Genomic DNA, 6,879 nt, shown 5'->3' with positions numbered 1-6,879 from the left:
CACTCCTCGCCCCCCTTTCCCGCCGCCCGAGCCCACTCCTTCAACGCCGCCGCAGCCCAGTACGCCGAGAACCGCCCCTCCTACCCACCCGCCCTCTTCGACGCCATAGAGGAACTCGCAGGTCACCCCCTCACCGGCGCCCGCGTCGCAGACGTCGGCGCGGGCACCGGCATCGCGACCGCCCTCCTGCACGCCCGTGGCGCCGAGGTCGTCGCGATCGAACCCGGCGACGGCATGGCGGCCCAGTTCCGCCGCGCCCTCCCCGACGTCCCGATCGTCCGAGGCAACGGCAACGCCCTCCCCCTCACCGACCACTCCGTCGACTTCCTCACCTACGCCCAGGCCTGGCACTGGACCGACACCACCAGGTCGGTTCCGGAAGCGCTCCGCGTACTGCGCCCGGGCGGCGCACTCGCCCTGTGGTGGAACACCAACGCCGTCGACGTGCCGTGGATCGCCGAACAGTCGGAACGCATCCGAATTCACTTCGGCATCGACCCCGTCGTGGAGCAGAACGGCAGCGGCCTGCGTACCGCGCTCGCCGATCCCACCGGTCGGCTCAACTTCGCCCACCGGAGGGTCCGTTGGAGCCGCCACGTCCCGATCGACACGCACCTTGCCAACATCGGCAGCCACTCGGTCTTCCTGGTCCACGACGAAGAGGGCACGAACGCCTTCCTCACCGAAGAGCGGAACCACCTGCGCACCGTGTTCCCGGACGAGACCGTCGAGGAGACCTACGTCGTCGAACTCGTCGTAGCCCGCACACCCTGACCACCTGCCCCCCCGACGGCCGCCCACCCCATCACCCCGCCCACCCTGATGCCCTTGGTGGCGCGGGGCTGTGTCGATATGCGGCTCCGCCGCGAGGGCGCGCCCAGCCCAAGGCACCCGCGCCCCCTCACCTCGCCCGGCCCAGCCCTTAGGGGCCCGGGGCTGTGTCGATATGCCGCTCCGCCGCGAGGGCGCGCCCAGCCCCCAAGCACCCGCACCCCGCAACCAACCCGAACCCCCACCCCCAACCCGAACCCCCACCCCCAACCCGGCCGCACCCCACCCGCACCGCCAGTCAACGCGCGCCCCACCCCGGCAACCGCCGACTGCCAATTCACCAACTCACCGCTCCGCCAACGCCAACTCACGCTCCCCGCACGGCCGTTACCCCCTCACCCAACCCAACCCCAGCCCAGACCCCGACCCCCGCTCCCCCTCCCGCCCAGCAACCCACCCCTCCAACGCCGCCGCACACGCATGATCCACATGCCGCAACCCACCCAACTCCAGCCGCACCACCCGATCACCCGGCACCCCCTCCAACGCCTCCAACAGCTTCGGCAGCCGCAGAAACGTCGCATGCCCCAGCACCCGTACGACGATCCCCGCGTCCCCGAGATCCTCCGTCTCCACCTGCACATGACTGATGTCCCACGCGGTCTTCGCCACGGCCAACGCCAGCCCGACCAGCACCCCCTCGAACAGATTCCCCACCACGATCACCACCGCGGTCACCCCGAGCACGACCACCTCGCCCCGATGCCCGCGCCACAACCCCCGCACCTGCCGCACCGGCACGAGCCCGCACCCGGCATACACGAGCAACCCCGCCAGCGCCGCCACCGGAACCAACCCCAACACCCCGGGCAACAAAGCCGTGAACACCAGCAACCACCCACCGTGCAACACCCGCGAGGCCTTCGTCCGCGCGCCCGCCCGGACATTCACCGCACTCCGCACGATCACCGCGGTCATCGGCAACGCCCCGAGCACCCCGCACACCACGTTCCCGGCGCCCTGTGCGACCAACTCCCGGTCATAGTCCGTCCGCGGCCCCGGGTGCAGCCGGTCCACCGCCGCCGCGCTGAACAACGACTCCGCCGACGCGATCAACGCGAACGCCACGACCGTCCCGAGCACCCCCACTTCCGTAAGCCGCCCGAAATCCCCCCACTCCGGCACCCGCACGGCACCGACCAGCCCCCGCACCTCCACCCGCCGCACCGACAGGTCGAACACCCCGGTCACCGCCGCAGCCAACCCCACGGCCAGCAACGGCGCGGGAACCAGCCGAGCCCCCCGCCCCCACCGAGGCCACAGCAGCAGTACGGCAATGGTGGCACCCCCCACTGACAACGCCACCGGATCCACTACCCCCGGCAACGCCACCAGCCCGGCGAGCTTCCCCACCCCGCCCGCCGGCGCGGCGACATCACCGAGTGCGTACACCTGCCCGGCGACCAGCACCAGCCCGATCCCGGCGAGCATCCCCTGCACCACGGCCGAAGACACGGCCCGGAACCACCGCCCGAGCCGCAGCACCCCGAGCCCCAACTGCACCACCCCGGCGGCGAACACCAGCACCCCGAGCACCTCGACGCCGTACGCCCGCACGGCCTCGTACACGAGCACGGTCAGCCCGGCAGCCGGACCACTCACCTGCAGGCTGCTCCCGGGCAACGCCCCGACGACCAGCCCACCGACGATCCCGGTGACCAGCCCCAACTCGGCCGGCACCCCGGAGGCGATCGCCACGCCCACACACAACGGGAGCGCGACGAGGAAGACGACAAGAGAAGCGAACAGATCGGCCTTGCTCACACGACAGCGCACGACACGCATGACAACGGCACCTCCGAAGACAGGACAGAGCCAGACGGGAGATGCGTGGGCGCCGCACCGGGGGAGGGCACGGCGAACTGAAATCCATTGTCGGGAAAGGGAGTTGGCCCCGCACCCGATTCGTGTTGCCACCCGGTGAACGCGGAGGCATCCATACCGGAGCACCCCACTCCGATCACGCCACCGCGCGCCTGCGCCGTCCCGCGCACCCGCTTGACGGCCGTGCCGCCCGAGAGCATTATTCATCACATGATGAATTACATCGCCGACCCACCCGGCACGGAACCCGGCACGGCCCCGGAGCCCGCCGTCCAAGCCGAATCCCTCACCGTCGCCCGCGGCCCCCGCACAGTCCTCCGCGCCCTCGACTTCACCGTCCCGCGAGGCCAGATCACCGGCCTCCTCGGCCCCTCCGGCTGCGGCAAATCGACCCTCATGCGCTCGATCGTCGGCACCCAGGCCAAGGTCACCGGCACCCTGAACGTCCTCGGCCGCCCCGCCGGCCACCCCACCCTCCGCACCCGCATCGGCTACGTCACCCAAGCCCCCTCCGTCTACGACGACTTGACGGTCCGTCAGAACCTGGACTACTTCGCCGCGATCCTCGACCCCGGCCGAGCCGCCGCCACCCGCCGCCACGACGACGTCACCCGCGCGATCACGGACGTGGACCTCACCACCCACGCCGACTCCCTCGCCGGCAACCTCTCCGGCGGCCAACGCAGCCGCGTCTCCCTCGCGGTCGCGCTCCTCGGCACCCCGGAACTCCTCGTCCTCGACGAACCCACCGTCGGCCTCGACCCCGTCCTCCGCCGCGACCTGTGGGCCCTCTTCCACGACATCGCCGCCTCCCGCGGCGCCACCCTCCTCATCTCCTCCCACGTCATGGACGAGGCCGAGCGCTGCCACCGCCTCCTCCTGATGCGCGAGGGCGAGATCCTCGCCGACGACACCCCGGACGCCCTCCGCACCGCCACCGGCGCCGACACGGTCGAAGCGGCCTTCCTGCACCTGGTCGACGAGGCCGTAGCCACCGCCCGCCAGAAGGAGACGACCCGATGAGCACGACAACGACAACCACCACAGCCGCTACGACGACCACCGCACCCGCCCCGGCCGGCGCCCTCAGCGCCTCCCGCACCACCGCCACCGCGGCCCGGGTCCTGCGCCAGCTCCGTCACGACCCCCGCACGATCGCGCTGCTGATCCTCATCCCGTGCCTGATGCTCGTCCTGCTGCGCTACGTCTTCGACGGCAGCCCGCGCACCTTCGACAGCATCGGCGCCTCACTCCTCGGCATCTTCCCCCTCATCACGATGTTCCTGGTCACCTCCATCGCCACCCTGCGCGAACGCACCTCCGGCACCCTCGAACGCCTCCTCGCCATGCCCCTGGGCAAGGGCGACCTGATCGCCGGCTACGCCCTCGCCTTCGGCTTCCTCGCGATCATCCAGTCGGCCCTGGCGACCGGCCTCGCAGTCTGGTTCCTGGGCCTCGACGTCACCGGCAGCCCCTGGCTCCTCCTCCTGGTCGCCCTCCTCGACGCCCTCCTCGGCACCGCCCTGGGCCTCTTCGTCTCGGCCTTCGCCGCCTCCGAGTTCCAGGCCGTCCAGTTCATGCCGGCGGTGATCTTCCCCCAACTCCTCCTCTGCGGCCTCTTCACTCCCCGCTCCGACATGCACCCCGTCCTGGAAGCCATCTCCGACATCCTGCCCATGTCGTACGCAGTCGACGGCATGAACGAGGTCCTCAAACACACGGACATGACCGCCACGTTCGTACGCGACGCCCTGATCGTGGCCGGTTGCGCCCTGCTGGTGCTGTGCCTGGGCGCGGCGACCCTGAGGAGGCGTACGGCATAACGGTGTTCCGCCAGCCGGACAGCCACCGCCCCGTGCCCGTCGCCGGTGCGAGGATGACCCCATGACCCAGAAAGTCGCAGTCCTCGGCACCGGCAAGATCGGCGAAGCCCTGCTCAGCGGAATGATCCGAGCGGGCTGGGCCCCGGCCGACCTGCTGGTCACCGCCCGACGCCCCGAGCGAGCCGAGGAACTCCGCGCCCGCCACGGAGTCACCCCGGTCACCAACCCGGAGGCCGCGAAGAGTGCCGACACCCTGATCCTCACGGTCAAGCCGCAGGACATGGGCACCCTCCTCGACGAACTCGCTCCACACCTCCCCGCGGACCGCCTGGTCATCAGCGGCGCGGCGGGCATCCCCACCTCCTTCTTCGAGGAGCGCCTGGCCGCAGGCACCCCTGTCGTCCGTGTCATGACGAACACCCCCGCCCTCGTCGACGAGGCCATGTCCGTCATCTCCGCCGGCAGTCATGCCACCGAGGCCCATCTCGCGTACGCCGACGAGATCTTCGGCGCCGTGGGCAAAACGCTCCGCGTCCCCGAGTCCCAGCAGGACGCCTGCACCGCCCTTTCCGGCTCCGGCCCGGCGTACTTCTTCTACCTGGTCGAAGCCATGACGGACGCGGGCATCCTGCTCGGCCTGCCGCGCGACAAGGCCCACGACCTCATCGTCCAGTCCGCGATCGGCGCCGCCGTCATGCTCCGCGACAGCGGCGAGCACCCGGTGAAGCTCCGCGAGAACGTCACCTCGCCCGCTGGCACGACGATCAACGCCATCCGCGAACTGGAGAACCACGGCGTACGCGCCGCACTCATCGCCGCACTGGAGGCAGCCCGCGACCGCAGCCGCGAACTGGCCTCCGGAAACAGCTAGTTAGCTAGACAGATGGCTGGCTGGCTATCCGGTCGGCCGACGCCGGTTCGCTACGCAGGCAGAAGCCCGATGGCCCGATACGCACTGTCGACCATCGGCTTCGCCATCTCTCTCGCCTTCTCCGCTCCATCCCGCAACACCCCTTCCACATAAGCGGGATCCGCGCACAACTCCTTGTGCCTCTCCTGCACGGGCCTGAGCAGCTCGACCACGGCCTCCGCCGTGTCCTTCTTCAAAGTGCCGTACGACTCATATACACCGCTCAGGTCCTCGGGGTTCCCACCACCGCAAGCGGCCAGGATCTCCAGCAGATTGGCCACCCCCGGCCGCGCCTCCCGGTCGTAGACGACCTCCGCCGCACTGTCGGTCACGGCCCGCATGACCTTCTTCCGTACGACCTCCGGCTCGTCCAGCAGATAGACGATGCCCGGCCCGGCGTCGTCCGACTTCCCCATCTTCGAAGTCGGCTCCTGGAGGTTCATCACCCGAGCCGCCACCCCCGGCCGCGTCGCCCGAGGCACCACGAACGTGTGCCCGTACCGCTGGTTGAACCGCACCGCCAGGTCCCGGGTCAGCTCCACATGCTGAGTCTGGTCGTCCCCGACCGGCACCTCGTCCGTCCCGTACGCCAGGATGTCCGCCGCCATCAGCACGGGATACGTCAGCAAGGACAGCCGCACACTCCCGCCCCGCTCCCGCTCACGCGCGGCCTTCTCCTTGTACTGGACCATCCGCCGCATCTCACCGTCGGTGGCCACACACTCCATGACGTACGACAGCCGCGCGTGCTCGTCCACATGACTCTGTACGAACACGGTGCACAGCTCGGGATCCAGCCCAGCCGCCAGCAACAACGTCGCCGCCTGCCGACTGAGCCTGCGCACCCGCGCCGGATCGTGGTCCACGGTCAGCGCGTGCAGATCGACCACGCAGAACAGCGCGTCGCTCTGCCGCTGATCCACGTCGACCCACCGCCGAATGGCACCCAGGTAGTTCCCCAGCGTCAGGTGCCCGGTCGGCTTGACCCCACTGAAGACCCGTGTCATCTCACTACCTCCTGATCGAGACCGCCGCACCCGGCCGACCCTCTGGAGGGAGAAACGCGAACGGCCGCCGAGGCGGCGGCCGTTGAGTACATACGTGTGTACGGCCGCCGTCAGGCGGCCCACCACTCCTGGGTGCACGTATGCGTAGTCACGTCACTCAGCGTACGCCTCCACGGTGCTCTCTGGAGCGGAGTTGACACGCCCTGACCGCATACGTAGTGTTCTCCGAGTTGTCCGACGTGAGCGCCGACCCCGGTCGGTCCCCGGACAGCCATTCCGCAAGTACCTACAAACAATCGACGATCCGTCGTTGCGTTGTATTGCCATGCGTATTTGCGAAATGAGGAATCCGCGTTCGAAAGGACGCACCCCCCGATTCGCTCGGGACTCAGGATTCCGCTAAAGTCTCACTCGTCGGAACGGCCCAAGGGCCGGGATGGCAGCCCACTCTGACTGGGAGTCAGGCCCGAAAGGATCTGATAGA

Annotated in this window: 6 protein-coding genes; 4 read left to right on the top strand and 2 right to left on the bottom strand. The window is 69.7% G+C overall.

The window, feature by feature from the left end; translation table 11 throughout:
* On the top strand, positions 1 to 774 hold a 774-nt coding region (locus SPR02S_RS51785), incomplete at its 5' end, for a class I SAM-dependent methyltransferase (RefSeq protein WP_019064942.1).
* Positions 775 to 1,158: 384 nt separating this feature from the next.
* On the opposite strand, the gene SPR02S_RS58370 is transcribed toward SPR02S_RS51785, so the two are convergent.
* Positions 1,159 to 2,616: a SulP family inorganic anion transporter gene (locus SPR02S_RS58370; RefSeq protein WP_043259089.1), complete on the bottom strand. Its 1,458-nt coding sequence runs from the start codon at positions 2,614 to 2,616 to the stop codon at positions 1,159 to 1,161.
* A 249-nt stretch (positions 2,617 to 2,865) separates the two neighbouring features.
* On the opposite strand from SPR02S_RS58370, the gene SPR02S_RS51775 reads away from it, so the two are divergent.
* From SPR02S_RS51775 to proC, 3 genes are all read left to right on the top strand, one after another.
* Positions 2,866 to 3,678, top strand: coding sequence for an ABC transporter ATP-binding protein (locus tag SPR02S_RS51775; RefSeq protein ID WP_019064940.1), 813 nt, complete (start codon positions 2,866 to 2,868; stop codon positions 3,676 to 3,678).
* Positions 3,675 to 4,478: an ABC transporter permease gene (locus SPR02S_RS51770; protein ID WP_019064939.1), complete on the top strand. Its 804-nt coding sequence runs from the start codon at positions 3,675 to 3,677 to the stop codon at positions 4,476 to 4,478. The genes SPR02S_RS51775 and SPR02S_RS51770 overlap by 4 nt, the downstream gene beginning before the upstream one ends.
* A gap of 61 nt (positions 4,479 to 4,539) precedes the next feature.
* Complete coding sequence (gene proC, locus SPR02S_RS51765; RefSeq protein WP_019064938.1) at positions 4,540 to 5,349, top strand: pyrroline-5-carboxylate reductase; 810 nt, start codon at positions 4,540 to 4,542, stop codon at positions 5,347 to 5,349.
* Between the two features lie 50 nt (positions 5,350 to 5,399).
* Here proC and trpS read toward each other — a convergent pair whose 3' ends face one another.
* Complete coding sequence (trpS, locus tag SPR02S_RS51760; protein WP_019064937.1) at positions 5,400 to 6,395, bottom strand: tryptophan--tRNA ligase; 996 nt, start codon at positions 6,393 to 6,395, stop codon at positions 5,400 to 5,402.
* Between the last annotated feature and the right edge of the window lie 484 nt (positions 6,396 to 6,879).

Origin of the sequence: Streptomyces prunicolor NBRC 13075 (assembly GCF_000367365.1) — a bacterium.
GTDB classification, from domain to species: domain Bacteria; phylum Actinomycetota; class Actinomycetes; order Streptomycetales; family Streptomycetaceae; genus Streptomyces; species Streptomyces prunicolor.
Note: the sequence above shows the minus strand (reverse complement) of the source record. Positions and strands in the feature narration are given on the sequence as shown.

What these genes read in the sequence shown, in the direction of transcription:
- SPR02S_RS51775 (WP_019064940.1), top strand. Translation starts at nt 2,866, where the DNA reads ATGATGAATTACATCGCCGACCCACCCGGCACGGAACCCGGCACGGCC.
- proC (WP_019064938.1), top strand. Translation starts at nt 4,540, where the DNA reads ATGACCCAGAAAGTCGCAGTCCTCGGCACCGGCAAGATCGGCGAAGCC.
- trpS (WP_019064937.1), bottom strand. Translation starts at nt 6,395, where the DNA reads ATGACACGGGTCTTCAGTGGGGTCAAGCCGACCGGGCACCTGACGCTG.
- SPR02S_RS51770 (WP_019064939.1), top strand. Translation starts at nt 3,675, where the DNA reads ATGAGCACGACAACGACAACCACCACAGCCGCTACGACGACCACCGCA.
- SPR02S_RS58370 (WP_043259089.1), bottom strand. Translation starts at nt 2,616, where the DNA reads ATGCGTGTCGTGCGCTGTCGTGTGAGCAAGGCCGATCTGTTCGCTTCT.